Source organism: Micromonospora sonchi, assembly GCF_014646235.1.
GTDB lineage: Bacteria > Actinomycetota > Actinomycetes > Mycobacteriales > Micromonosporaceae > Micromonospora > Micromonospora sonchi.
Map to the genome: position 1 here is coordinate 34,971 of NZ_BMNB01000001.1, position 25,230 is coordinate 60,200.

The following is a 25,230-nucleotide window of genomic DNA, read 5'->3' on the forward strand; positions in this document are numbered from 1 at the left end:
AGCTCTCTCTGGCCGGCGTCCCAGAATTTCCCGCCGGAGAGATAGTGTCGACCGGTATGACCCCCCGTCCGGACGGACGCGGGGTGATCGTCGTGTCTCCGTCTCGGAAGTGATCATGACTGCGCTCACCGGACTGTTCGCCGCTGCCCTGGCCGACCCGGGCCTGGCCCGCGTCCGCGATCTGGCGCGCTCCGGTGCGGCCCAGGTCGACGGCCTCGACCTGACCGCCCCGCCGGCGCTGCGCCCGTTCGCGGTCGCCGCCGTCGCGGCCGATCCCGCCGGCCCGGCCGATGGGCAGGGCGGGGACGGCGCGTTCGCCGGGGGCGCGGGGCGGCCGGTGCTTGCGGTGACGGCCACCAGCCGCGAGGCGGAGGATCTCGTCGCCGCGCTGGGCAGCCTGCTGCCGCCGGAGCAGGTGGCGATCTTCCCGAGCTGGGAGACGTTGCCACACGAGCGGCTCTCGCCCCGCTCCGACACGGTCGGCCGGCGGCTGGCGGTGCTGCGTCGGCTCGCGCACCCGGACTCGGCCGACGCGCACGGGCGTACCGGGCCGCTGCGGGTGGTCGTTGCGCCGGTCCGCTCGGTGCTGCAACCGCAGCTCAAGGGGCTCGGTGACCTGGAGCCGGTGCGGTTGGCCGCCGGGGACGAGGCCGACCTGGAGCAGGTGGCCCGCCGGTTGACCGACATGGCGTACGCGCGGGTCGACCTGGTCACCAAGCGGGGGGAGTTCGCCGTGCGCGGCGGCATCCTCGACGTCTTCCCGCCCACCGACGAGCACCCGTCCCGGGTCGAGTTCTGGGGCGACGAGGTGGAGGAGATCCGCACCTTCGCCGTCGCCGACCAGCGCACCATCGAGCAGGTCGCGCAGATGTGGGCGCCACCCTGCCGGGAACTGCTGCTCACCCCGGCGGTCCGCGAGCGGGCCGCCACGCTGGCCGGGCAGCACCCGGAGCTGGCCGAGATCCTGGACAAGCTGGCCGGCGGCGTACCGGTCGAGGGGATGGAGTCCCTCGCGCCGGCGCTGATCGGCGGAGACTCGATGGAGCTGCTGCTGGACTGCATGCCCGAGGGCACTCACGTACTGCTCTGCGATCCGGAGCGGATCCGCACCCGGGCGCACGACCTGGTGCGTACCTCGGCGGAGTTTCTGGCGGCGAGCTGGGCGGCGGCCGCCGTCGGTGGCCAGGCCCCGGTCGACCTCGGCGCCGCCGCCTTCCGCACCCTGGCCGACGTACGCGTGGCGGCCGCGGCGCTGCGCCAGCCCTGGTGGACGCTGTCCCCGTTCGGGCTGGCGGAGCCGGGCACCGTGGCGCGACAACCCTGGGAGGACGAGCCGGAGGCGGTCGACGTCACCCCCGACGACGCGATCACGGTGGCGCTGACCGCCCAGCCCGCGCCGCTCTACCACGGCGAGACCGCCCGGGTGGTCGACGACCTGAAGCGGTGGGCCGGCGAGGGCTGGTCGATCGCGCTGGTCTTCGAGGGGCACGGTCCCGCCCAGCGGGCGGTGGAGGTGCTCCGCGACGGCGGCCTCGGGGCCCGGATGGTCGAGGCGGTGCCGGCGGCACCCGCCCCGGGTGAGCCGTTGGTCACCTGCGGCAGCCTGACCAGTGGTTTCGTCGACGAGGCGGCCCGGTTCGTGCTGCTCACCGGCAGCGACGTCACCGGTGGCCGGGGCGCCTCGACCCGGGACATGCGCAAGATGCCGAGCCGGCGGCGCAACACCATCGACCCGCTGGAGCTGCGCGCCGGCGACCACGTGGTGCACGAGCAGCACGGCATCGGCCGGTACGTGGAGCTGGTGCAGCGTACGGTCAACGGCGCGTCCCGGGAGTACCTGGTCATCGAGTACGCCCCGAGCAAGCGCGGCCAGCCCGGCGACCGGCTCTTCGTCCCCACCGACCAGCTCGACCAGCTGAGCCGCTACGTCGGCGGGGAGCAGCCCACCCTGCACAAGATGGGTGGCTCGGACTGGCAGAAGTCCAAGGCGCGAGCCCGTAAGGCGGTCCGCGAGATCGCCGCCCAGCTGATCCAGCTCTACGCCGCCCGCAAGGCGTCCAAGGGGCACAACTTCGCTCCGGACAGCCCGTGGCAGCGCGAGTTGGAGGACGCCTTCCCCTGGCAGGAGACGCCCGATCAGCTCGCCGCCATCGAAGAGGTCAAGCGGGACATGGAGCAGAGCGTCCCGATGGACCGGCTGATCTGCGGCGACGTCGGCTACGGCAAGACCGAGATCGGGGTGCGGGCGGCGTTCAAGGCGGTGCAGGACGGCAAGCAGGTGGCCGTGCTGGTGCCCACCACCCTGCTGGCCCAGCAGCACTACAACACCTTCGCCGAACGGATGAGCCAGTTCCCGGTGACGATCCGGCAGCTGTCCCGGTTCCAGACGCCGAAGGAGGCCGAGCGGACCCTGGAGATGGCCGCGGACGGCACCGCCGACATCGTCATCGGCACCCACCGACTGCTGGCGGCGGCCACCCGGTTCAAGTCGCTGGGGCTGGTCATCGTCGACGAGGAGCAGCGCTTCGGCGTCGAGCACAAGGAGCACCTCAAGTCGATGCGGGCCGCGGTCGACGTGCTGAGCATGTCGGCCACCCCGATCCCGCGCACGCTGGAGATGGCGATCACCGGCATCCGGGAGATGTCCACCATCGCCACCCCGCCGGAGGAGCGGCACCCGGTGCTCACCGCCGTCGGGGCGTACGACGAGCGGCAGGTGGCCGCCGCGATCCACCGCGAGCTGCTCCGCGACGGCCAGGTCTTCTACCTGCACAACCGGGTCGAGTCGATCGAGCGGGCGGCGCGGCGGCTGCGTGAGCTGATGCCCGAGGCGCGGGTCGCGGTGGCGCACGGCCAGCTGGGCGAGGACGCCCTGGAACGGGTCATGGTCGGCTTCTGGGAGAAGGAGTACGACGTCCTGGTCTGCACCACGATCGTGGAGTCCGGCATCGACATCCCGAACGCCAACACCCTGATCGTGGAGCGGGCCGACCTGCTCGGCCTGGCCCAGCTGCACCAGATCCGGGGCCGGGTGGGCCGGGGGCGGGAGCGGGCGTACGCGTACTTCCTCTACCCGCCGGACAAGCCGCTCACCGAGCACGCCCACGAGCGGCTGGCCACCATCGCCCAGCACACCGAGCTGGGCGCCGGCATGTACGTGGCGATGAAGGACCTGGAGATCCGCGGTGCCGGCAACCTGCTCGGCGGCGAGCAGTCCGGGCACATCGAGGGCGTCGGGTTCGACCTCTACGTGCGGATGGTCGGCGAGGCCGTGCAGGCGTTCAAGGGCGAACGCCCCGAGGATGAGGTGGACGTCAAGGTCGACCTGCCGGTGGACGCGCACCTGCCGCACGACTACGTCGGCGTGGAACGGCTGCGCCTGGAGATGTACCGCAAGCTGGCCGAGGCCCGCGACGAGGAACGGCTGCGCGAGGTGGCCGCCGAGATGACCGACCGGTACGGCGATCCGCCGGCCCCGGTGCAGAACCTGATCGCGGTGGCGAAGTTCCGGCTGCTGGCCCGCCGCTACGGACTGACCGACGTCAGCATGCAGGGCAAGCACCTCCGCTTCGGCCCGCTGCCGCTGCCGGACTCCAAGCAGTTGCGGCTCAAGCGCTACCACCCCGACTCGGTCTACAAGTCGGCACTCGAGCAGATCAGCGTGCCCCGGCCGAGCACCCGCCGGGTGGGCGGCGAGCCGCTGCGCGACCAGGCCCTGCTGGAGTGGTGCGCCCAACTCCTCACCGACGTCCTCGGCGCCCCGGTCGCCGCCGCGGCGTGACCGGCGTAACCCTCCTACGCAGGGTGGGCAGAGGGCATGAGAGAGTGACCGGCATGCGTGCTCGCCGTCTGATCGCCGTCGCCAGCGTGGCGGTCGGCCTCGTTGCCCTCTCCGGTTGCCGTTCCGAGCCCGGCGTCGCCGCGTACGTCGGTGACCATCGAATCACCGAGGACGCCGTCACCGAGATCATCGACGACGCGCGGGCGAAGAACCCGGCGCCGACCGAGACGGCCGGCCCGACCGAGATGCCGGCCGGGCCGGAGCCTCGGCTGCCCGGGCGCAGCGAGGTGGTGAGCGTCCTGGTGCTCGGCGAGGTTTGCGACCGGGTCTCCGCCGCCGAGGGCTACCGGCCGCAGCGGGAGGTCGATCCGGCCCAGATCGCCCAGGGGGCCGGGCTGAACCCCGAGACCGGGTACGTGCGCCGCACCGCCGAGCTGTACGCGTGCCTGTCCGGCATTCCGGTCGGGGCTCCGGTGGCCCCCAGCGAGCAGGAACTGGCCGACCTGGTGGCCGCGGGCAAGCGGGCCGGCGCGGTGCCGGCCGAGGTGACCGTCGAGCAGGCCGCCACCCAGCTCGACGGCGAGCAGCTCCGCTTCGCGCTGGCCAACCGCAACTCCCTGGCCCAGGCGGTCGAGGCGTACGACGTGACGGTCAACCCCCGCTACCGGCCGTTGGTCTTTCCCGTGTTGAGCTTCAGCGGGGAGGCGCCGATCGTCGCGGTCGGCGTGCCGCTGGGTGAGCCGGCCTCCGGCGCGGTCACCGACGTCTCCACCCCGAAGCCGCAGCCGTCGGCCGGCCCGACCGACGGCTGAACATGCCCCGGATCGTCCTGCTGGTCACCTCGCCCCGGTTGCCGGCCGGTCTGCTGACAGCGGCCGCCTGGGACGTCGTACGCGCCGCTCCGGTGCTGGCCGCGACGGAGAGCGAGCTGACCACGGCGATCCGGGTGGCGGGCGGCGAGGTGCGGATGCTCGACGGCCCGGCGGTGCCGGCGTTGCTGGACGCGGCGGCGACGCACGGGACGGTGGTCTGGCTGGCCGGCCCGGCCGGGGACGAGACGCTGGCCCGCGAACTGGGCCTGCGGCTGGCCCGCGAGCCGGGCCTGGCGGAGCTGGAGCTGATGTACGGCTCGTGGGATCCGCCGGGTGCCCGGTTGCTCGACGCGGTCGCCGTGCTGGACCGGCTGCTCTCGCCCGACGGTGACCCGTGGAAGCGGGCGCAGACCCACCGCAGCCTGGCCGGGTTCCTGCTGGAGGAGTGTTACGAGGCGTACGACGCGATCAGCGCCGGGGACACCGACGCGCTGCGCGAGGAACTGGGTGACGTGCTGCTCCAGGTGGTGCTGCATGCCCGGCTCGCCGAGGAGCTGCCCGAGGGCGAGCGGTGGAACGTGGACGACGTGGCCGGTGGGCTGGTCGACAAGATGATCCGGCGCAACCCGCACGTCTTCGCCGGTGCCGAGGCGGGCAGCCTGGAGGAGATCACCGCCAACTGGGAGCGGATCAAGCAGGCCGAGAAGCCCCGCGGTTCGGTGCTCGACGGCATCGCGCTGAGCCAGCCCGCGCTCGCCCTGGCAGCCAAGATCCTGGAGCGCTCCGCACGGGCCGGTCTCACCGTGCCGCTCCCGCCGCCGGAGGCCCAGCCCGACCCCGAAAGCACCCTCGGCGCCAACCTGCTGGCGGCAGTCGCCCAGGCCGGCGCGTCCGGTCTGGACCCCGAGTCCGCCCTCCGCCGCACGGCCCTGCGCTACGCGGAGACCGTCCGCGCCGCCGAACCCTAGTTGATCAAGAAGTTTCCGTCGGAAACCGCCCCGGCGGCGACGCAAATTTCTTGATCACCAGGGCGCGCGGAGGCGCCGGGGGGTGGTTAGGGTCGGGGGGTGGAACGGTTCGGGGTGGTAGGGGAGCGGATTGTCGAGGCGCTGCTGGCCAGCCGGCCGGGGGCGGCCACGTCGGTGGGGGACCACCGGTTCGACGACCGGTTGCCGGATTTCTCGGCCGATGCGCTGGGCAGTGACCGGGCGATGCTGGTGGACGCCGCGAGCGCGCTGTGCGAGATCGACCCGGATTCGCTGGAGATCGAGGAGCGGGTGGACCACGCGCTGCTCGCCACCCTGGTCGACCGACACCTGTTCGAGCTGACCGAGATCCGGGCGCACGAGTGGGACCCGCTGGTGCACAATCCCGGGCCGCTGCTGCACGCTCTCGTCGCCCGTCCGTACGCGCCGGTCGAGGAACGGTTGACCGCCCTCGCCGGCCGGCTCGACGCCGTACCGGACGCGCTGGCCACCGCGCGCACGGCGTTGCGCGACATACCCCGGGTCCACGCCGAGACCGCGGTCGGGCAGTTCACCGGGACGGCGGCGCTGATCCGCGACGAGGTGCCGGCGCTGCTCGCCCAGGCACCCGCGTTGCTCGACCGGGTCGAACCGGCGGCCACCCGGGCGATCGCGGCGCTGGAGGAGTTCGTCGCCTGGCTGCGCGCCGGCCTGGCCGCCGGCCCCGGGGATCGCGACCCGCGGCTGGGCCGGCGACGCTGGGAGGCCCGGCTGTGGTACGCGCTCGACACCGAGCTGGGCGCCGCCGAGATCCAACGCCGGGCCTGGGCGAACCTCGAGCGGGTCACCGAGGAGATCCGTGCGGCGGCGGTCGAGCTGGTCGGCGGCCCGGCCGACGACGAGACGGTACGCCGGGCGCTGGACCTGCTCGCCGCCGAGCACCCGGACGACCACACGATCGTCGATCTCGCCTCGGTCACCCTCGACGAGGCGAGTGACTTCGTCCGGGCCCATGACCTGGTCACTGTGCCGGACGACCCGTGCGTGATCCAGGTGATGCCGGAGTTCGCCCGCGGTGTGGCGGTGGCCTACTGCGACGCGCCCGGCGCGTTGGAGACCGCCGACCTGCCCACGTTCTACTGCATCGCGCCCACCCCGGCCGACTGGCCGGCGCATCGGGTGGACTCGTTCTACCGCGAGTACAACGACCACATGGTCCGGAACCTGACCGTGCACGAGGCGATGCCCGGCCACTTCCTCCAACTCGCCCACGCCCGGCGCTACCTGGGCTCCACCCGGGTCCGGGCACTGACCCGATCCGGCCCGTTCATCGAGGGATGGGCGGTCTACGCCGAGGAGCTGATGGCCCGGTACGGCTTCGGCGGCCTGCCGGTGCGGTTGCAGCAGCTGAAGATGCAGCTGCGGATGACCCTCAACGCGTTGCTCGACCAGCTGGTGCACGCCGAGCAGCTGCCGGAGGCGGAGGCGATGGCGCTGCTGACCGGCCGGGGTTTCCAGGAGGAGGGCGAGGCCGCCGGCAAGTGGCGGCGGGCCCTGCTCACCTCCACCCAGCTGTCGACGTATTTCGTCGGCTATCAGGAGGTCGCCGAGATCGCCGCGGCCCGCCCGTCCGACGTGCCGCTGCGGGACTGGCACGACGAGATGCTGGCCCACGACTGCCCACCCCCGCGCCACCTACGCACCCTGCTCGACCGGTGAGCGGCGCCGGCCGGTCAGGAGGTGGCGGGGCGGCGGTCCACCACGTCGGCGCCCGGCGGCAAATCGAAGGCCGCCCCGTCGACCTGCTCGTGGTAGCGGCTCAGCGCCAGTTCCACCGGCTCGCCGTCGATCCGACCGGTGAAGCTGCCCAGCGTGCCCTCCCCGGTCACGCAGGCGGCGAAGGCGTCGGCGTTCTGGCGGATGTCGACGCAGGTGGCGTGGAGCCCGGCGACCGTGGTGTCGCTCTGGGTGATCACCGCGCTCGGGTCCAGCGCCGCGGTGGTCAGCAACCCCATCACCATCGGCGGGGTGACCAGCCCTTCCCGCTCGGCCGCGGCGAAGACCGCGACGGAGGGCTTGGCGTTCGGGGCGGGAGGCGTATCGAGGACGCAGGTCGTCCGCTCGCCCTTGACGCCGCAGCGGGTGGTCGCCTCCTCGGTGGCCGTGAACTTGCCGCCCGGCCACGCGTACGCGGACCGGGCCGGGTCCTGTGCCTGGCTAATTGTCGCGGTCTTCCCGCCGGGGAGTTGGTACTCCGCCGAGTAGGTCGACTCCAATGCCCGGTCCATCCGGGCGGCCAGGTCGTTGACGATGTCGGCCCGTCCCATCGCCCGTCCGGCGTCGTTCAGGGCCTGACAGCCGGTGACGGTGAGCAACGTGATGGCCGACACAGCGAGCGTACGGAAGGTGGTCGAGGCGGCGGGCATGGCGACCAGCCTGATCGATCGGATCCCACTCGTGCAAACTCGTTGCCGGTTGACGCACGAAAATGCGGGAATGTCCGACCTGGCGGCGGCCGGACCGGGGGCCACGGTCCGCCCGGTCGCGGTGCCGGCGGGCGGGGACCGATACGCTGCGTTGAACACCCGCCTCAGCCGCACCGTCGCGGCCCGGATCGGACGAGAGCACACGAACGAGGAGCGACTCAGTGGCAACCATCGAGGTAATCGAGGCTCGAGAAATCCTGGACTCGCGGGGCAACCCGACGGTCGAGGTCGAGGTCGGGCTCGACGACGGCACGATCTCCCGGGCGGCGGTGCCCTCGGGCGCCTCCACCGGCGCCTTCGAGGCCGTCGAGCTGCGCGACGGTGACAAGGGCCGCTACCTGGGCAAGGGAGTGGAGAAGGCGGTCGCCAACATCGAGGACCGGATCGTCGACCAGCTCATTGGCTACGAGGCCAGCGAGCAGCGGGTCATCGATCAGAAGATGCTCGACATCGACGGCACCGACAACAAGGCCGAGCTGGGCGCCAACGCCATCCTCGGGGTCTCGTTGGCGGTGGCCAAGGCCGCCGCCGGCAGCGCCGACCTGAGCCTCTTCCGCTACCTGGGCGGGCCGAACGCGCACCTGCTGCCGGTGCCGATGATGAACATCCTCAACGGCGGGGCGCACGCCGACAGCAACGTCGACATCCAGGAGTTCATGATCGCGCCGATCGGCGCGCCGAGCTTCCGGGAGGCGCTGCGCTCCGGCGCCGAGGTGTACCACGCGCTGAAGTCGGTGCTGAAGAAGAAGGACCTGTCGACCGGGCTCGGTGACGAGGGTGGCTTCGCGCCGAACCTGCCCACCAACGCCGCCGCCCTGGATCTGATCGCCGAGGCGGTGGAGAAGGCCGGCTACCGGCTCGGCACCGACATCGTCTTCGCGCTGGACGTGGCGGCCACCGAGTTCTTCGCCGACGGCACCTACACCTTCGAGGGGGTCGCCAAGACCGCCGAGGAGATGAGCGAGTACTACACCAAGCTCGCCGACGCGTACCCGATCGTGTCGATCGAGGACCCGCTGGCCGAGGACGACTGGACCGGCTGGCAGACGTTGACCGCCGCGATCGGCGACCGGATTCAGATCGTCGGTGACGACCTGTTCGTCACCAACCCGCAGCGTATCGCCCGGGGCATCGCCGAGAAGACGGCGAACGCGGTGCTGGTCAAGGTCAACCAGATCGGTTCGCTGACCGAGACCCTGGACGCGGTCGACCTGGCCCACCGGGCCGGTTTCAAGTGCATGATGAGCCACCGCTCCGGCGAAACCGAGGACACCACCATCGCCGACCTGGCGGTGGCCACCGGCTGCGGCCAGATCAAGACCGGTGCCCCGGCCCGGTCGGACCGGGTCGCGAAGTACAACCAGCTCCTGCGCATCGAGGAGGAACTGGCCGACGCGGCGCGGTACGCCGGCGCGGGCGCCTTCCCGCGCTACCGTTCCGCCTGACGAGTGCGAGACCTCGGGGGAGGGATGTGATGCAGCAGCGCCGCACGCCGGGCGGTCCGCGCCCGGCCCGCCGGCCGGGTGTCACCGGCCGGTCCGGCGCTGGCCGGGGTGCCGTCCGGGACGGTGGGGTCCGCGCCACGCCGCGCGCCGCCGCCGGCCGTACGCCCTCGGCCGCTCGCGGTGCCGAAGGCGTACGCTCCGCCAAGCGGCCCGCCGCTGCCCGGCGTGCCACGGCCGGCGGTGGGGCCATCCGACGCACCGCATCCTCATCCCGAGGTCTCACCGGGCGGGCCACCGTGCTCTTCGCGGTGCTGATCGCGCTCGCCCTCGCCTACACCTATCCGGTCCGGGTCTACCTCGACCAGCAGGCCGACATCGAGCGGATGGAGGCCGCGCAGGCGGCCCAGCGCAAGCTGATCGCCGAGCTGACCGAGCAGGCAGCGAAGTGGGACGACAAGGCGTACATCGAGACCAAGGCCCGGGAACGGTTCTTCATGCGCCGCCCTGGCGAGAAAATGGTCATCCTGCTCCAGGACCCGGCGGGTGCCGCCCGGGACGCGGGCGAAACCGGTGACCCGGCGGCGCAGGCCCCGCCAGACGCGTGGTACGACACCCTCTGGTCGAGCGTGCGGGCCGCCGACGCCAACCAGGCCGACGAGTGAACGGGGACATCACAGCGTGACCGTCGTACCACCGCAGGAGCCGGCGGCGGCTTCCGTACCCCCACCGAAGCGGGAGCCGGCCACCGACGCCGACCTGGCCGCGGTGGCCGCGCAGCTCGGACGCCCGCCACGGGGGACCCGTGCGGTGGCCCACCGATGCCCGTGTGGCCTGCCCGACGTGGTGGAGACGACCCCTCGGCTGGCCGACGGCACCCCGTTCCCGACGCTGTTCTACCTGACCTGTCCCCGGGCGACCGCGGCGTGCAGCCGGCTGGAGTCGGCCGGGTTGATGCGCGAGATGGCGGACCGGCTGGCCACCGACCCGGAACTGGCCGCCCGGTACCGCGCCGCGCACGAGGACTACCTGACCCGCCGGGAGGCGATCGCCGAGGTGCCCGAGATCGCCGGCATCTCGGCGGGCGGCATGCCCGGACGGGTCAAGTGCCTGCACGTCCAGATCGGCCACGCGCTCGCCGCCGGGCCGGGGACGAACCCGTTCGGCGACGAGGCCCTGGCACTGGTGGAGCCCTGGTGGGCGGCCGGCCGCTGCGTCGACGTGCCGGAAGCCGAGTGAGCGTCGACGCGGCACCGACCGGAGCCCTGCCCGACGACTTCGTGATCCGGCGGGCCCGGACGGCTGACGTGCGGGCGATCCGACGACTGGTCGACACCTACACCGACGACCGCCGGTTGCTCAGCAAGGCGACCGTGACGCTCTACGAGGACGTGCAGGAGTTCCGGGTGGCCAGCCGGGTCGCCGACGGCACGGTGGTGGGCTGCGGCGCGCTGCACGTGATGTGGGAGGACCTGGCCGAGATCCGCACCGTCGCCGTCGACCCGGCCTGCCAGGGACGGCGGCTCGGGCACCGGATCGTCGCCGAGCTGATCGAGGCGGCGCGGGAGTTGGGTGTGTCGCGGATCTTCGTGCTGACCTTCGAGACCCGTTTCTTCGCCTCGTTCGGCTTCACCGAGATCGACGGCGCGCCGGTGCCGCAATCGGTCTACGAGCAACTGCTGCGCTCGTACGACGAGGGTGTCGCCGAGTTCCTCGACCTGGAGCGGGTCAAGCCGAACACCCTGGGCAACACCCGGATGTTGCTGCGGCTCTGACGGGCCGTGCGGTCGCTGTAGGGTGGCCCGCGTGACGACGCGCGTGGCGGCCATCGACTGTGGCACCAACTCGATCCGGTTGCTGGTCGCCGATCTGCCCGACCCGTCCGCCGGACCGGTCGCGCCGCTGGTCGACGTGTGCCGGCGGATGGAGATCGTCCGGCTGGGGCAGGGGGTCGACCAGACCGGACGGTTGGCACCGGAGGCCATCGAGCGGACCCGGGTGGCGCTGGCCGACTACGCCGCCGACATCGCGAAGCTGGGCGTCGAGCGGGTGCGGATGTGCGCCACCTCGGCCAGCCGTGACGCGCGGAACGCGGCCGACTTCCGGGCCATGGTGGAGCGGACGCTGGGCGTCGCGCCCGAGGTGGTCAGCGGCGACGAGGAGGCCCGGCTCTCGTTCACCGGTGCGGTGCGCGGGCTGCCCGCCGATGCCCGGTCGCCGTACCTCGTGGTGGACATCGGCGGTGGCTCGACCGAGTTCGTCGTTGGTGACCGCGACGCGGGCGTGCGGGCGGCCGTCTCGATGGACATCGGCTGCGTCCGGATGACCGAGCGGCACCTGCGCGGCGACCCGCCCGGCCCGGACGAGATCGCCGCCGCGCGGGCCGACATCGCGGTGGCGGTGGACCGGGCGCTGGAGGTCGTACCGGGCCGCGAGGCGGCCACCCTGGTCGGGCTCGCCGGGTCGGTCACCACCGTGGTCGCGATCGCCGAGCGACTCACCGGGTACGACCCGAGCCGGATCCACCACGCCCGGGTGTCGTACGACCGGGTGGCGGAGGTGACCACGGAGCTGCTGGCGAAGAGCCGCGAGCAGCGCCTGGCGATACCGGTGATGCACCCCGGCCGGGCCGACGTGATCGGGGCGGGGGCGCTCGTGCTCCAGGTGAGCATGGAACGGGTGGGCGCGGACTCGGTGGTCGCCTCGGAGCACGACATCCTCGACGGCATCGCCTGGAGCCTCGCGCCGAGAGCCTGACGGTCCGGGAAGCCTGGGAAATAGCTGAACGGATGAGGTCTGCGGGACACCAGGCGACGTCGATGATCGCTACGGTGTCGTCTGCTCATTCGTCCCTCGGAAGGAAAATTCGTGTCAGAGCAGGCAGTCCCGCCGTCTTCAGACGCCCCGCCGACCCCGCCGGGCGCGCCGGCACCGCCCGCGGCGGGCGTGCAGCCGCCCCCGCCGGCCGAGTCGGAGCAGCGCTCCGGTGGGGGTAAGAAGAAGCTCCTCAGCGTCGTCGGCGCGATCGCCGCCTTCGCGGTCGTCGCAGGTCTGAAGTTCGGTCTCGGCAGCCTGCGCAACTCCGACGAGGCGGCCGAGGCGAAGGTCGGCGACTGCATCGCCGAGCTGTCGGCGACCAACCTCGGCGAGAAGGAGACCAAGGTCGACGGGGCGGAGGTGGTCGCCTGCACCGACAGCAAGGCGGTGTACAACGTCGTCGGTCGGGTCGACGGGCAGACCGAGGCGCAGGCCAGCTCCGGCGAGGCATGCGACCAGTACTTCAAGGAGGGCGACGACGGCTACGTCTTCTCCTCCATCAAGCCGGGGAGCACCGGCTACCTGCTCTGCCTGACCAAGCGGTCCTGAGCGGACCCCAGCGTCATCCCCACCATGGTCGACGGCGGCGCACGCGGCGCCGCCGTCGATGTGTTGTCCATGTCACCAGAGAAGAACGGGAGGTGAACGCCACTCTTCCCTCGTCTTCCCGGTGGCGGTCACGGCGTGGCAGGCTACCGGCACACAGCACCCACTGGGCGACCAGCCAACGATGACTGACCGCTAGGAGGACGGGCCGATGGGCGAAATGGTGACCTACCGCGTCAACGGGGGGAACGGAGCGGGGTACCTCGCGATACCCTCGACCGGTGCGGCCAGCCCAGCGGTCATTGTCATCCAGGATTGGTGGGGTCTGGCGCCCCACGTGCGGGCCGTCGTGGACCGCTTCGCCGAGGCGGGCTTCGTCGCCCTGGCACCCGACTTCCGGCACGGTGGGCCGGCGAGCAAGCCGAGTGAACCGCGGCAGATGCTGAACAGCACGCAGATGGACGAGGCGGCCGCCGACATCGCCGCCGCCACCGATTACCTCGCCGGGCGTGCCGAGACCACCGGAAAGGCCGGCTGTGCGGGTTTCTGCGCGGGAGCCAGCCTGGCGTTGTGGGCGGCGAGTTTCACCGAGCGGATCGTCGCCACCGCCGCGTTCTATCCTCGGCTGCCCTGGGCGGGGATGCACACCGAGTGGCCGGACTACGCGGGCAAGGCGGCGCTGATCCACTGTTCGGAGGCGGACGGCACCTCCAGCGAGCCGGGCGTGCAGGCCGTACGCCGGGCCATCGAGCACGCCGGCGGTAGTTGCCAGCTGCACGACTACCCGGGCACCGAACACGCCTTCTTCAACGAGGACCGGCCGGAGAAATTCGACCAGCGCGCCGCCACCAGCGCCTGGGCCCGTACCCTCGAACTCTTCCGGGCCAAGCTTGGCTGAGCCGCGTACCCCCGCAGAGGTGGTCGTCCGCGCAACGCGGGCGACCGACCTGGCCGACCTCGACGCGGCGATCGGCAACTGTTTCGCCTGTCCGCGCCTGGTCGACTGGCGTACGGAGGTCGCGCGCACCCGACGGGCCGCCTTCCGCGACCAGGAGTACTGGGGCCGACCGGTGCCCGGGTTCGGTGATCCGGCGGCCCGGATCGCCATCCTCGGCCTGGCCCCGGCCGCGCACGGCGGCAACCGCACGGGGCGGATCTTCACCGGTGACCGCTCCGGTGACGTGCTCTTCGCCGCGCTGCACCGCGCCGGGTTGGCCAACCAGCCGACCAGCGTCGCAATCGACGACGGGCTGGCGCTGCGGCAGACGAGAATCTTCTCCGCCGTGCGCTGCGCGCCGCCGGACAACAAGCCCACGCCGACCGAGCGGGACACCTGCGCGCCCTGGCTGCACCGGGAGGTCGCGCTGGTCAGGCCCACCCTACGGGTCGTGGTCGCGCTGGGGGCGTTCGCCTGGGCCGCGTGGTGGCCGACGTTGCGGCAGGTGTACGGCATGCCTCCGCCCAGCCCGCGACCGGCGTTCGGCCATGGGGCACACTGGTTCGGCACAGCCGTACCGGAACTGCTCGGTTGTTACCACGTCAGCCAGCAGAACACTTTCACGGGACGGCTGACACCAGGGATGCTGGACGATGTGTTCGCCCGGGCGAAACGGTTGGCCGGAGTGGACTGAGGCTGCGGGGCGGTGGCGATGACGGACAGTGAGCGCGGTGGTCCGCCGTCCGCCCCGGTGGCCCGGAGGTAGCCGGATGGAGGCTCTGCGCAGGTGGTGGCCGCTCGCGGTGGTGGCCGGCCTGCTCGCTGCGGTCACCCTGGCGGCCGCGAACTCGTCGATCGGCGCCAGCCGGGTCCCGCCCGTCGCCAAGGACGCCCCGTTCGTCCTGGAGTACCCGAGCGAGGATCCTCGCCCGTCGATCCCGGTCGAGCCGCGGGAGGCCGCCGAGCAGACCCGTACGCAGATCCCGTCCTGGCTCGGCACGGCGGCGCTGGCGGTGTTCGGCGCGGCGCTGGCCGCCGCCCTCGGCTATCTGGTCTGGACGCTGCTGCGGGCGGCGGCCCGCCGGGTGACCCGCAGGCTGCCCGCGCGGCCGGCCCGGCGCAACGCCGAGGGTACGGCGCGTGAGGTGGTCGCCGCCGTCGATGCCGGTCTGGTCGAACTGGACGACCGGTCCACCGACCCGCGGACCGCGGTGATCGCCTGCTGGGTCCGGCTCGAAGAGGCCGCCGCGGGCGCCGGCGTGCCCCGGCTGACCGGCGACACCGCCACCGACCTGGTCACCCGGCTGTTGCGCGGCGATCCGTCCACCGGCGTGCCGGCGATCGTCAGCGCCGACGTGCTGGCCGAGTTCGCGCACGTCTACCGGGAGGCCCGGTACGCCACCCGCCCGGTCGACGAACGCACCCGCGACCAGGCCCGGGCGGCGCTGCGCCGGCTGCGCGGTGAACTCGCCGCCACGGTCGAGCAGGAGACGGCATGAGCCGGACCAGCATCGACGACCTGCTCAGCTTCGAGGAGGAGCGGCCAGCTCGACCCGGACGGCGCGAGGGCGGGCGGCTACGGACCGTGCTCAGCCTCCTCGGTGTGACCGTGGCCGCGACCGTCGTGCTGGTCGCCGGGCTGCGGGCGGTCGGGTTGCAGGTGTCGCTGCTGGTGCTGGTCGCCGCGGTGCTCACGCTGCTGCTGGTACGCCGGATCGTGGCTGTGCTGGCCCCGCCGCCGAAGTCCCGCCGCCTCGCGGACGCGTCCCGGGGCGGCGAGGAGGACGGCATGTACAACTGGACGGCCCGGGACGCGCTGCGCACCGCGGTCAACGGTTGGGAAACTCCGCTGGACTGGTCCAGGAACCGACCCGAGCGGTTCACCAAGATCATCCTGCCCCGCCTCGCCGAGCTGGCTGACGAGCGGTTACGCCTGAAGCACGGCGTGACCCGCGAGTCGGACCCGGGCCGGGCGCAGGTCCTGCTGGGCGACCGGCTGTCGACGTTCCTGCAGACCCCGCCCCGCCGCACCCCCTCGCCGCGCGACCTCGCGGCGATCGTCGCCGAACTGGAGAAGATCTGATGAACGACGCCGGCCGGAAAATGCCCCCCACCGAGGTCGGTCACCTCGCCCGGACGGTGCTGGACGCGGTGGGCCAGGTCGTGGTCGGCAAGCGGGATGCCCTCGAACTCGTCCTCGCCGGCATCCTCGCCGGCGGACACGTGCTGCTGGAGGACCTGCCCGGGCTGGGCAAGACGCTCACCGCCCGGTCCTTCGCCCAGGCCCTCGGGCTGGACTTCCGCCGCCTTCAGTTCACCCCCGACCTGCTGCCCGCCGATGTCACCGGCTCCTTCCTCTACGACCAGCGCAGCGGCGAATTCGCCTTCCGGGCCGGGCCGGTCTTCACCAACCTGCTGCTGGCCGACGAGATCAACCGAACCCCGCCGAAGACCCAGTCGGCCCTGCTGGAGGCGATGCAGGAGAAGCAGGTCTCGGTGGAGGGCGTGACCTACCGGCTGGACGAGCCGTTCCACGTGCTGGCCACCGCCAACCCCGTCGAGTACGAGGGCACCTACCCGCTGCCGGAGGCGCAGCTGGACCGGTTCCTGCTGCGGGTGTCGTTCGGGTACCCGGAGCAGGAGGAGGAGTGGGAGGTGCTGCGCCGGCGGATGGCCCGCCGACGCGAGGAGGCCGAGATCAAGCCGGTCGTCGACGCCGGCACGCTGCGCGCCATGCAGGCGGCGCTGGAGGACGTGACGGTGGAGGACTCGGTCGGCCGCTACATCGTGGCGCTGACCGCCGCCACCCGGGAACATCCGTCGGTGCTGGTCGGTGCCTCGCCGCGCGGCTCGCTGGCGCTGCTGCTGCTGGCTCGGGTGCGGGCCGTGTTCTCCGGCCGCGACTACGTGGTGCCGGAGGACGTGAAGGAGGTGGCGGCGCCGGCGCTGGCACACCGGATCACGCTGCGGCCGGAGATGTGGCTGCGCCGGGTCGACCCGGCGTTCGTGGTCGGCGAGGTCCTCGACGGGACACCGGCGCCGGCTAGCGGAGCGCTGCCCAGCTACGCCGCCGCCCGGCAGGGGCACTGAACCCGTCGTGACCCGTCAGGACCGAACCGCACCGCAGCACTGGACGCCCACCTGGGCGCTCGGCCGGGCCGTGCTGCTCACCGGCCTGCTCCTGATCGCCGCGGTGCTGCTGGGCCGGGTGGACCTGGTCCTGCTGGCCGCCCCGTTCGCGCTGGGCACCGCGTACGCGTTGCGCCGCCGGCCCACCGAACTGCCCGAGGTGCAGGTGGAAGCCGACGAGGGGCACCTGGTGGAAAGCGGCCCGGTGGCCGGCACGGTCAGCGTCGGCAACCCCGGCCCGGTGCCGTACGACGTGGCGGTGCTGCGTACCCGGGTCTCGCCCTGGCTGCGGGTCGAACGCGCGACGCTCGCCGGCGGTGCGGTCGCCGGGCGGGGTCGGGCCGGCGACCGCACCGGGCTGGTCGACCGGCCGTTCGTCACCTCGATCGCGCCGGAGACCGCGATCGACCTGGAGTTGGGCGGCACCGCGCTGCGCTGGGGGCGGCATCCCCTCGGCCCGGCCGGCGCCCGGGTGGCCGCGGCACAGGGGCTGTTGATCTCGCGGGCGGTGATCGCCGAGCCGGTCCGGTCGAAGGTGTACCCGAAGACCGAGCCGTTCGAGGCGGTCGAGGCGATGCCCCGGGCTGCCGGGCTGGTCGGCGCCCACCGCTCACGCCGCCCCGGCGAGGGCGGCGAACTGGCCGGGGTCCGGATCTTCGCACCCGGCGACCGGCTGCGCCGGATCGACTGGCGGGTGTCGCTGCGGACCCGGCAGCTGCACGTGGCGGCCACTCTCTCCGATCGGGACGCCGAGGTGGTCGTGCTGCTCGACGTGCTCGCCGAGGCGGGCCGCTCCGGTGGGATCGGCGGCCCGGCGTCGGTGCTGGACACCACGGTCCGGGCCGCCGCCGCCATCGCCGAGCACTACCTGCACCGGGGTGACCGGGTGGCGTTGCTGGAATACGGCCTGAGCGCCCGCCGGCTGCGGCCGGCCACCGGACGGCGACAGTATCTGACCGTCCTGGAGTGGCTGTTGGACGTCAAGGCCCAGCCCTCCCCGCACGCGCTGGACGAGCACGCCTTCGGCCCGCAACTGCTCTCCGCCGACGCGCTGGTGGTGGTGCTCACCCCGCTGCTGGAGGAGCGATCGGCGCAGATGCTGGCCCGGTTGGCCCGCTCGGGGCGGTTCGTGGTGGCCGTGGACACCCTGCCGGGCGATCTGCCGCCGCCGAAGGACCAGGGGTGGGGCGAGGTGGCGTACCGACTGTGGCGGCTGGACCGGGACACAATGATCATGCAGCTGCGGGAACACGGCGTGCCGGTGGTGCCGTGGGTCGGCGCGGGCAGCCTCGACCAGGTGTTGCGGGACGTGGCCCGGCTGGCCACCGCGCCTCGGGTGGGCAACCGATGATCGCGGGCGACGTGGCGCGGCGAGCCACCGTGAGCACGGACGAAGGGCGACGTCGATGATCGCCTCGCTGACCGGCCGGGTCCGGGCGCTGCGCACGGCGGCCGGCCGGATCACCCTGGCGCCGGTACTGGTCCGTCTCGGGATCTTCCTCACGGCACTGGTCGGGTTGCTGCTGGCGTACCCCGCCGAGGTGCTCGCGGGGCAGGCGCTCGGCGCCCTGGTCGTGGTCGCGGTGCTTCCCGCGCTGGCACCGCGCCGGTTCTGGCCGACCTTCGCGGCGCTGGTCACCGTCGCCGGGTGGCTGCTCGCCACCGACATGTACGACCGGCCGATCGCGCTGTGGCGGCTGATGGCCGTGGCGGTGGCGCTCTACCTGACGCACACGCTCTGCGCGCTGGTCGCGCTGTTGCCGTACGACGCGGTCGTGGACCCGGACCTGATCGTGCGTTGGCTCACCCAGGCCGCGGGCGTGTTGTTCGCCACCTCGGTGCTCGGGGTGCTGCTGCTCGAACTGGCCCGCGCGGGAGCAAACGCGGACGGCTGGCAGGCCGTCACCGTCGCCGGCCTGCTGGTCGCGGTCGCGGTGACCGCGCTGCTGGCCTGGCTGCTGCATCGTCGGTGACGGGTGGGGCACCGGGGGCGGGTGCCGGGCCCGTGCCCCACTGCCGGCTGTGCCCCTGAGCATCGAGAGTTGTCCGGGTCACAGCGTGGTTGTGCTCGGTCACAGAAGGGGAACCGGGATCGGGATTAGCGCAGCCGGTGGGGGAAAGATGGTAGGCGTGAATCCGAAGCGGATCCTTGTGGTGGGTGCCGGGCACGTTGGTCTCTACGCGGCGCTGCGCCTGTCGAAGAAGCTGAGTTCCCGTGAGGCCGAGGTCATCGTCGTCGATCCCCAGCCGCACATGACGTACCAGCCGTTCCTGCCCGAGGCCTCCGGGGGAAACATCTCCCCGCGGCACGCCGTGGTGCCGCTGCGCCGGGAGTTGCGCCGGTGCACGGTGGTGGCCGGCGCGGTGACGCGGATCGACCACGAGCGCAGGACCGCCACCATCCAGCCGATCGTCGGTCCGACCCGGGAGATCGCGTACGACCACGTCGTGGTCGCCCCCGGTTCGGTCTCCCGGACCCTGCCGATTCCGGGCCTGCACGAGCAGGGCATCGGGTTCAAGACCATCGGTGAGGCCATCTACCTGCGCAACCATGTGCTGGAACTGCTCGACGTGGCGGCGGCGACGACCGACCCCGAGGTGCGTCGCCGAGCGCTGACCTTCGTCTTCGTCGGTGGCGGGTACGCCGGCATCGAGGCGCTCGCCGAGATGGAGGACATGGCCCGGCACGCCCTGAAGTACTACCCGGAGCTGAAAGCGTCGGACATGCGGTGGGTGCTGGTCGAGGCCACCCAGCGGGTGCTGCCCGAGGTCGACCGGGACATGGGCGCCTACACGGTGCAGCAGTTGCTGAAGCGGGACATGGACGTCCGGCTGGACACCCGGCTCGAGTCCTGCGTCGACGGGGTGGTCAAGCTCTCCGACGGGGGCACCTTCAGCTCCGACACCATCGTCTGGACTGCGGGCGTGAAGCCCTCGCCGATGCTGGACGCGACGGACTTCCCCCGCGACGACCGGCGTCGGGTCACCTGCCTGCCCACCCTTCAGGTGGTCGACGGCGACCGGGTGATCGAGGGCGCGTGGAGCGCCGGTGACTGCGCAGCCGTGCCGGACCTGACCAAGCCGCCGGGCAACTACTGCTCGCCGAGCGCCCAGCACGCGGTGCGCCAGGCCCAGCGGATGGCCGACAACATCGTCGCCGTGATCCGGGGCCGGGAGCCGATCGACTACAAGCACAAGCACGCGGGCAGCGTGGCCAGCCTCGGCCTGCACAAGGGCGTGGCCCAGGTCTACGGCATCAAGATGACCGGCTGGCCGGCGTGGTTCATGCACCGGACGTACCACATGAGCCGGATCCCCTCGTTCAACCGCAAGGTCCGGGTGGTGGTCGACTGGACGCTGGCGTTCTTCCTCAAGCGCGAGGTCGTCGCCCTCGGCCAGCTGCACGACCCCCGCGAAGACTTCGCCGAAGCCTCCCGGAAGTAAGGAAGGGCCCCTTCTTAACGCCTGCGGTAGAGGAGGGGCCCCCTATTAACGCACCCGTCGATCTGCCGGCCGCCGGCGACGTAGGGGCGGCTGGCGACGCGGGACGCCGCGGCGGCCGCGAAACCGCTACCGTGGCACTGCACCCGCGCGTCTCGGCGCGTCGGGGTACGCGCCCGGGTGGTGGAACGGCAGACACGGCCGCCTTAAAAGCGGCTGCCGCAAGGCGTGCGGGTTCGACCCCCGCCCCGGGCACACGAAGGAATCTCCGCCTCGCCGGACCGCGCTGGCTGGACTCCGCCGCGCTCGCCCCCGGGCTTCCCGGCAGCCTCTAGAAGGATCTAGCGCCCGGCACGTTGATCACGCAACGGCCCTGCTCTTCTGGGTAGCAACCACGATCAACTACGGTTGCCTCCAACGTGATCTTAGGTAGCTACAGTGACCAGTCTGTAGTTCCTGGCACGCACCCCCTGGAGATGTGAAAAGTGTGCATACCTGCCGAAACCTCGCTGCTGGTTTCCATCCAGGAGAGGGGGTTCGAGAACGATCCGGTTGCCGGGCACCGCGCCATCGGGTTGCTCGGCGATCCGCACACGGTGCTTATTCCGCATCCGCCCGAGGAACTCTTCGACCCAAGACGGGAATTTCAGGCGGTGGTGATCCCCACGCCGCTGCACGCCGAGGACATTATCGAGCGGCACAATGGGTGGTGCCTGAAGGCGGTCCGCATCGGCTCGGGCGGCGGCGCGATCGCCGCGCTGCTCACCCTGGCCCTGCCGTCGAGGTATGGCACGATGCTGGCCGGCTTCCGCGCCGACGAGTTGGGCCGCACCGTCGAAGAGAACGGCGGTGACCTGTGGTCGGCCCTTGAGTCACTGGCAATCATCCCGCCGGAAGTGCGCGAGGGACCGCGTGAGGAGTTGCTGCGCGCGCTGCCGGATATCGAGCGCCTCCAGCGCCAGTATCGGATCCGCGAGCATCACCTGCGCGCTCCCGGCGAGGTCGCCTCGTGGCTGTGCGCCGTCTTCTGCGTGTGTGATTCAGGCAAGGGCTGACGATGGCGCACGTGCTGGGCTCCTGGCGGCGGGTACGGCGCGATGCGCTGCTCGCGGCGGGTGCCTGTCTGCTGGATCTGGTGCTCTTCTCGCACGTGCTCAAGAATCCGAATCAGCCGGACGAAGCACTCAGTCCGCTCGCCCTGTCGCTGGTGGTGGCCTACGCCATGGCGGGTTATGCCGTTCTGTGCTGGCGCCGGCGCGCCCCGGTGGCGGTCTTCACGATCATGCTGCTGCACAGCCTGGCTGCGGTGGTGCTGCCGGATTACCGGCCGACCGTGGGACTCCTGGTTGCGCTCTACACGGTCGCGGCCCAGCGAAACGGCCGAGTGGTGCCCGCAGCACTGGCCGGCGGACTGATCGCCAGTTTCGGCCCGGTTGCCAACGACGTGGCCAACGCGGCGGAGCCGCTGCGCGAGGCGACCGCGGTGGCGGTGGGTTTGTTCTTTCTGGTCGTCAACCTCGGCGTCTGGACCGCGGGCCGCTGGGTCTACGCCAGCCGGCAGCAGATGGAGTACCTGGAGTACCGGCGGCAGGTTGAGGCGCGCGAGGCGGTGAACGCCGAGCGCACCCGGATCGCCCGGGAGTTGCACGACATCGTCGCGCACGCGGTGACCGTGATGATTCTGCATGCGGCCGGCGCGAAGAGCATTTTGGCCAGTGACCCCGAGCGGGCTGCCGGGGCGCTGTCAGCCATCGACGAGCAAGGCCGACAGGCGATGGCGGAGCTGCGTCGACTGCTGACCGTGCTACGCGCCGTCGACGACGCGGCGCCAGTCGACGGCCAGGATGCGACCGCCGACGTTCCAGGCCTATCCAATATGGATGGTCTCGTGGTGGCCGCGCGGCATGCCGGCATGGTGGTCCGGGTCGAGACGGAGGGTGTGCCGCGCCAGTTGGACCGCGGTGTCGACCTGACCGCATATCGGGTGGTGCAGGAGGCGCTGACCAACGCCACCCGGCACGCCGGGCCGGGCAGTACCGTTGATGTCCGGGTGCGCTGGCAGCCCGACCAACTCACCATCGAGGTGACCGACGACGGGCGCGGTCGGCCAAGGCCGGGCGTGCAGGCCCTGTCGACCGGGCACGGCCTGCTCGGCCTGCGGGAGCGAGTCGCAGTCGTCGACGGCCAACTCACGGCGGAACCGACCGGGAGCGGATACCGCGTGGCCGTCACGCTGCCTACCGGAACGCCCGCGCACGGCCACGAAGCCGGTATATTGCCGCGTGCCACGACCGGCCTCGCAGGAGGGTCGGTGTGAGCATTCGGCTGTTGCTCGTCGACGACCAGCCCTTGGTGCGAGCGGGGATCCGGATGCTGCTGGACGCCGAGGCGGACCTGACGGTGGTCGGCGAGGCCAGTGACGGCGCTGAGGCGGTACGACTGGCCCGGGACCTTCAGCCCGACGTCGTGCTGATGGACGTACGCATGCCGGGTGTGGACGGGGTGACCGCCACGGGGGAGATCTGCGGCGACGACTTTTCCGTCGACCCTGATCGGCCGGTGCGGGTGCTGATCCTCACGACGTACCACGTCGACGAAACCGTCTACGCGGCGCTGCGCGCTGGTGCGTCCGGCTTCGTGCTCAAGGACGCCGTACCGCAGGAACTGCTTGGGGCGGTGCGGGCTGTCGCTGTTGGCGAAGCGTGGCTCGACCCGGCGGTGGCGCGTGGCCTGCTCACCGATTTTGTCGGCCGTCTGGGCGTACCCGCGACCACTCCTGAGCGACTGGGCCGGCTCACGGCGCGGGAGCGTGAGGTCCTTGTCACGATGGCGTACGGGTTGTCGAATTCGGAGATCGCCGCGCGGTTGGTGGTCGGTGAGGCGACGGTCAAGACCCACGTGAGCCGGGTGCTGATGAAGTTGGGCTTGCGTGATCGGGCGCAGGCGGTCGCGGTGGCCTATCAGAGCGGCCTGGTCACGCCGGGTGCGGCCCCGCCACGGTAACCCCAGCCCGGCTGGCGGCCATGGGCCTGCGCCGTACGACGCAGGCCCATGGCTCGTGATTGGACTCACGGCCAGGAGACCGGGTCCGGTTCCTGCCGCCGAGGTGGCTCGACGCCAGTGATGCCGATGACGTGGTTCAACGTCGGGTCGTATTTGGGCTGGGCCTTGTTGAAGTCGGGGGTGGTGGTCACCGACAGGGTGAACACGCCGTCCGGGTCGACCATCGCCACCATCGGGTCGTAGGGCCCCGTGGTCGGCGGGGTGTCGGGAATCTCGGGCTGATCCGAGTTGCGGTCCGGCGTCCGGGTGCTGTTCAGGAACGCCGCGACTCGGGCCCAGTCGTCTGGGGTGACCACGCCGACGCCGGTGCTGTCCGGGTTCGGCATGCCCGTCGTCTCATCACCGACCGGCGGGCAGTCCTCGCCCTGGCACGGTTCTCCGCCGGTGTCCCCGGGCTCGTCTCCGCCGCTGCCCCCGGAGTCATCGCACTCCGTGCCTTCGCAGGTGTACTTGGGCTCTCCGCAATTGCCCGCGGCATCGCACGTGGTGTCCCACGTCTCCGACTTCGACTTACCGTCAGTATCCTTGCGCCCCTTGCCGGTGGAGGTCTCCGAACCGGTGACGTTGCCGTCCTTGTCGCGATGGGTCGTGGTGCTTTCGGTGTACCAGGTGGATGAACCGTCGGGGTAGTTCGTGCTGCTGCTGTTGTGCCGGGTGGTCGACCCCTCCAACGGGTTTCCGTTCTCGTCGTACCCCATCGTCTCGACGTGGATCTTGAGGACCTCCATCGAGAATCCGTCGGACTCGTGTTTCTGCCGGGACTCGCTGGTGACGTTTGTATGGCCGGACTCGCGGCTCCCCTTGTAGCTGGTGACAGTGCTGTTGGTGATCGTGAGATCATCCGGCTGACTCATCGAGGTGGAGACGTCGTCCCGGATGTTTTCGCCGTACCCCACCGAGTAGTTGCGCCCGATCGAGCCCCGCTCGCCGTAGCTGAAGCCATGATCGGTGAAGTGGGTCGGCGTCCGGTCGCCGTTGATGCCGAGGCTGGTCACGCCGAGGATGCCGGCGAGTTTGAAGCCGCGGTCGGTCCTGCTGCCGTGGAGAGCCACGTTGCCGTTGGCGGCGAACTTCAGACGATCTGCGGCACCGACCTTCGGCCGCTCGGGCAGGGTGACGGTCATGTTCGTGCCGAAGTTCTTGTAGCCGTGGGTCTTCAGCGTGTCCACGAGGCTGTCGACGGATTTGATCAGGGGCCCGCGTTCGGGGAACGGGATGGTGCCGAGGCCGGTCCAGAGCGCGGTGTTCTCCCGGTTGTTTCTCGGTAGGGCCACCAGTTCCGTCAGGTGCTGCTCGAACGACGGCAGCTCACGGGCGAGTGCAATGTCGAAGATCTTCTCGGCTTCTGGGCGGCTCGTCGGATCATCCGGGTCGCTGCCGAGTGCTTCCTCATCGACGTCCGTGACGCCGTCGCCGTCCTTGTCCGTCGACTTGTCGAGCACCAGCAGGCAGAGCCGGTAATCGCATACCGCTTTGAGCCGTTCCGGCTCGTCTGCTGAGGCGGGAGCGGTTCCCGCGGTGATGACGCCGGCCGAGAGTACGAGCGTTCCGGCGATCGCGGCCAGTCTTCGCAGGCCACGAAGAGATGGGTTGTCTGCCATGGGACCTCCAACGGGTCAACGAGCATGGGCCGCGGGGACGCGGACACCGCAAACCATGGTGTGAGCCCTGAAGATCGGAAACGTCCATCCCTCGTCGGATCTTGGGCGTCCATCCCGGGTGGGACATCAGGACCGGTCGTAAGCCGTCGGCGTGTGCCACCCCGGCACTCTCAGTGTTCCCTCAGCCTTCCGATCACCACCGGACTGGCC

General features: G+C 71.7%; 23 protein-coding genes and 1 tRNA gene. 22 read left to right on the forward strand and 2 right to left on the reverse strand.

Going from position 1 to position 25,230, the window contains the following annotated elements:
• Positions 1-115 precede the first annotated feature (115 nt).
• From mfd to IEY61_RS00190, 4 genes are all read left to right on the forward strand, one after another.
• Positions 116-3,781 (forward strand): transcription-repair coupling factor, encoded by a 3,666-nt coding sequence (gene mfd / locus IEY61_RS00175; RefSeq protein WP_189040151.1) that lies wholly within the window; start codon positions 116-118, stop codon positions 3,779-3,781.
• A 53-nt stretch (positions 3,782-3,834) separates the two neighbouring features.
• Positions 3,835-4,593 carry a hypothetical protein gene (locus IEY61_RS00180; protein ID WP_189040152.1) on the forward strand — a complete coding sequence of 253 codons (759 nt, stop codon included), beginning with the start codon at positions 3,835-3,837 and terminating at the stop codon, positions 4,591-4,593.
• Positions 4,594-4,595: 2 nt separating this feature from the next.
• Positions 4,596-5,561: a nucleoside triphosphate pyrophosphohydrolase gene (locus IEY61_RS00185; protein ID WP_189040153.1), complete on the forward strand. Its 966-nt coding sequence runs from the start codon at positions 4,596-4,598 to the stop codon at positions 5,559-5,561.
• Between the two features lie 99 nt (positions 5,562-5,660).
• The gene (locus IEY61_RS00190) at positions 5,661-7,277 is read left to right on the forward strand and encodes a DUF885 domain-containing protein (RefSeq protein WP_189040154.1); all 1,617 of its coding nucleotides are present in this window, start codon (positions 5,661-5,663) and stop codon (positions 7,275-7,277) included.
• A gap of 14 nt (positions 7,278-7,291) precedes the next feature.
• On the opposite strand, the gene IEY61_RS00195 is transcribed toward IEY61_RS00190, so the two are convergent.
• The gene (locus IEY61_RS00195) at positions 7,292-7,984 is read right to left on the reverse strand and encodes a hypothetical protein (RefSeq protein WP_189040155.1); all 693 of its coding nucleotides are present in this window, start codon (positions 7,982-7,984) and stop codon (positions 7,292-7,294) included.
• A gap of 221 nt (positions 7,985-8,205) precedes the next feature.
• Here IEY61_RS00195 and eno point away from each other — a divergent pair, with 221 nt between their 5' ends.
• From eno to IEY61_RS00285, 18 genes are all read left to right on the forward strand, one after another.
• Positions 8,206-9,489 (forward strand): phosphopyruvate hydratase, encoded by a 1,284-nt coding sequence (gene eno / locus IEY61_RS00200; RefSeq protein ID WP_189040156.1) that lies wholly within the window; start codon positions 8,206-8,208, stop codon positions 9,487-9,489.
• 29 nt (positions 9,490-9,518) lie between these two features.
• Positions 9,519-10,151: an FtsB family cell division protein gene (locus tag IEY61_RS00205; RefSeq protein ID WP_189040157.1), complete on the forward strand. Its 633-nt coding sequence runs from the start codon at positions 9,519-9,521 to the stop codon at positions 10,149-10,151.
• 16 nt (positions 10,152-10,167) lie between these two features.
• Positions 10,168-10,725 (forward strand): DUF501 domain-containing protein, encoded by a 558-nt coding sequence (locus tag IEY61_RS00210; protein WP_189040158.1) that lies wholly within the window; start codon positions 10,168-10,170, stop codon positions 10,723-10,725.
• A 26-nt stretch (positions 10,726-10,751) separates the two neighbouring features.
• Positions 10,752-11,261, forward strand: a complete 510-nt coding sequence (locus tag IEY61_RS00215) for an amino-acid N-acetyltransferase (protein WP_373293076.1) — start codon at positions 10,752-10,754, stop codon at positions 11,259-11,261.
• Positions 11,262-11,304: 43 nt separating this feature from the next.
• Positions 11,305-12,243 carry a Ppx/GppA phosphatase family protein gene (locus IEY61_RS00220; RefSeq protein ID WP_189040499.1) on the forward strand — a complete coding sequence of 313 codons (939 nt, stop codon included), beginning with the start codon at positions 11,305-11,307 and terminating at the stop codon, positions 12,241-12,243.
• A gap of 111 nt (positions 12,244-12,354) precedes the next feature.
• Entirely contained in the window at positions 12,355-12,852 is a 498-nt protein-coding gene (locus IEY61_RS00225) for an LppU/SCO3897 family protein (protein WP_189040159.1), read from the forward strand.
• Positions 12,853-13,060: 208 nt separating this feature from the next.
• On the forward strand, positions 13,061-13,747 hold the full coding sequence (locus IEY61_RS00230; RefSeq protein ID WP_189040160.1) for a dienelactone hydrolase family protein: 687 nt from the start codon (positions 13,061-13,063) through the stop codon (positions 13,745-13,747).
• A 19-nt stretch (positions 13,748-13,766) separates the two neighbouring features.
• Positions 13,767-14,480 (forward strand): uracil-DNA glycosylase, encoded by a 714-nt coding sequence (locus IEY61_RS00235; protein WP_189040161.1) that lies wholly within the window; start codon positions 13,767-13,769, stop codon positions 14,478-14,480.
• A 76-nt stretch (positions 14,481-14,556) separates the two neighbouring features.
• On the forward strand, positions 14,557-15,285 hold the full coding sequence (locus tag IEY61_RS00240) for a DUF4129 domain-containing protein (protein ID WP_189040162.1): 729 nt from the start codon (positions 14,557-14,559) through the stop codon (positions 15,283-15,285).
• Positions 15,282-15,869: a hypothetical protein gene (locus tag IEY61_RS00245; RefSeq protein WP_189040163.1), complete on the forward strand. Its 588-nt coding sequence runs from the start codon at positions 15,282-15,284 to the stop codon at positions 15,867-15,869. The genes IEY61_RS00240 and IEY61_RS00245 overlap by 4 nt, the downstream gene beginning before the upstream one ends.
• Positions 15,869-16,876, forward strand: coding sequence for an AAA family ATPase (locus tag IEY61_RS00250; RefSeq protein WP_189040164.1), 1,008 nt, complete (start codon positions 15,869-15,871; stop codon positions 16,874-16,876). Before IEY61_RS00245 ends, IEY61_RS00250 begins: the two co-directional genes overlap by 1 nt.
• Before the next feature lie 7 nt (positions 16,877-16,883).
• Positions 16,884-18,266 (forward strand): DUF58 domain-containing protein, encoded by a 1,383-nt coding sequence (locus IEY61_RS00255; protein WP_189040165.1) that lies wholly within the window; start codon positions 16,884-16,886, stop codon positions 18,264-18,266.
• 58 nt (positions 18,267-18,324) lie between these two features.
• Positions 18,325-18,888, forward strand: a complete 564-nt coding sequence (locus IEY61_RS00260; RefSeq protein ID WP_373293077.1) for a hypothetical protein — start codon at positions 18,325-18,327, stop codon at positions 18,886-18,888.
• Between the two features lie 157 nt (positions 18,889-19,045).
• A complete protein-coding gene (locus IEY61_RS00265; protein WP_189040167.1) occupies positions 19,046-20,359 on the forward strand; it encodes an NAD(P)/FAD-dependent oxidoreductase in 1,314 nt (437 codons plus the stop codon).
• Between the two features lie 171 nt (positions 20,360-20,530).
• A tRNA-Leu gene (locus IEY61_RS00270) sits at positions 20,531-20,611 on the forward strand.
• Positions 20,612-20,841: 230 nt separating this feature from the next.
• Positions 20,842-21,411, forward strand: a complete 570-nt coding sequence (locus tag IEY61_RS00275) for a hypothetical protein (protein ID WP_189040168.1) — start codon at positions 20,842-20,844, stop codon at positions 21,409-21,411.
• Positions 21,412-21,413: 2 nt separating this feature from the next.
• Entirely contained in the window at positions 21,414-22,673 is a 1,260-nt protein-coding gene (locus IEY61_RS00280) for a sensor histidine kinase (RefSeq protein WP_189040169.1), read from the forward strand.
• On the forward strand, positions 22,670-23,359 hold the full coding sequence (locus IEY61_RS00285; protein ID WP_189040170.1) for a response regulator: 690 nt from the start codon (positions 22,670-22,672) through the stop codon (positions 23,357-23,359). Before IEY61_RS00280 ends, IEY61_RS00285 begins: the two co-directional genes overlap by 4 nt.
• Before the next feature lie 65 nt (positions 23,360-23,424).
• On the opposite strand, the gene IEY61_RS00290 is transcribed toward IEY61_RS00285, so the two are convergent.
• Entirely contained in the window at positions 23,425-25,020 is a 1,596-nt protein-coding gene (locus tag IEY61_RS00290) for a hypothetical protein (RefSeq protein ID WP_189040171.1), read from the reverse strand.
• Positions 25,021-25,230: the final 210 nt, after the last annotated feature.

Excerpts from the sequence above, each read along its gene's own strand:
- IEY61_RS00185 (WP_189040153.1), top strand. The coding sequence starts at position 4,596 with ATGCCCCGGATCGTCCTGCTGGTCACCTCGCCCCGGTTGCCGGCCGGT.
- IEY61_RS00280 (WP_189040169.1), top strand. The coding sequence starts at position 21,414 with ATGGCGCACGTGCTGGGCTCCTGGCGGCGGGTACGGCGCGATGCGCTG.
- IEY61_RS00245 (WP_189040163.1), top strand. The coding sequence starts at position 15,282 with ATGAGCCGGACCAGCATCGACGACCTGCTCAGCTTCGAGGAGGAGCGG.
- IEY61_RS00205 (WP_189040157.1), top strand. The coding sequence starts at position 9,519 with ATGCAGCAGCGCCGCACGCCGGGCGGTCCGCGCCCGGCCCGCCGGCCG.
- IEY61_RS00290 (WP_189040171.1), bottom strand. The coding sequence starts at position 25,020 with ATGGCAGACAACCCATCTCTTCGTGGCCTGCGAAGACTGGCCGCGATC.
- IEY61_RS00230 (WP_189040160.1), top strand. The coding sequence starts at position 13,061 with ATGGGCGAAATGGTGACCTACCGCGTCAACGGGGGGAACGGAGCGGGG.
- IEY61_RS00250 (WP_189040164.1), top strand. The coding sequence starts at position 15,869 with ATGAACGACGCCGGCCGGAAAATGCCCCCCACCGAGGTCGGTCACCTC.
- IEY61_RS00195 (WP_189040155.1), bottom strand. The coding sequence starts at position 7,984 with ATGCCCGCCGCCTCGACCACCTTCCGTACGCTCGCTGTGTCGGCCATC.
- IEY61_RS00180 (WP_189040152.1), top strand. The coding sequence starts at position 3,835 with ATGCGTGCTCGCCGTCTGATCGCCGTCGCCAGCGTGGCGGTCGGCCTC.
- mfd (WP_189040151.1), top strand. The coding sequence starts at position 116 with ATGACTGCGCTCACCGGACTGTTCGCCGCTGCCCTGGCCGACCCGGGC.
- IEY61_RS00240 (WP_189040162.1), top strand. The coding sequence starts at position 14,557 with ATGGAGGCTCTGCGCAGGTGGTGGCCGCTCGCGGTGGTGGCCGGCCTG.